Source organism: Streptomyces sp. P9(2023), from assembly GCF_032436795.1.
Lineage (GTDB): Bacteria > Actinomycetota > Actinomycetes > Streptomycetales > Streptomycetaceae > Streptomyces.
This window is the reverse complement of the sequence record NZ_JAUPWM010000438.1, coordinates 1-275: the sequence shown is the minus strand read 5'-3', so window position 1 is coordinate 275 and position 275 is coordinate 1. Positions and strand designations below refer to the sequence as shown.

The window sequence follows — 275 nt, the reverse complement described above, 5'->3', positions numbered from 1 at the left end:
ACGGGTTGCACTTCTTCACTAAGATAGGCTTTCATCTCAGCGGCTGGGGTCTTCTTCTTCCCCGGAGCCTTGTGCAAGGAAAGGATCATCGCAGCCTCATCGGCAATACCGAAGGGGTCGAGATATTCCTTCCTTGTCAGGTCGGCATTAATGGTAGGGGATAGAACACAGAGGACAGGATTACTCTCCTCATTATACAGGTAATATTTCATGACCTATCCAGTGATGATGCGGGAAGCCAGATAATAGAAAATGAGTTCTTCAGTTTCCTTGAA

1 protein-coding gene is annotated in these 275 nt (G+C 46.9%); it reads right to left on the bottom strand.

What is annotated here, in order from left to right:
• The coding region (locus Q5762_RS38265) for a hypothetical protein (protein ID WP_315896925.1) at positions 1-212 on the bottom strand (212 nt) is incomplete at its 3' end.
• Positions 213-275 lie beyond the last annotated feature (63 nt).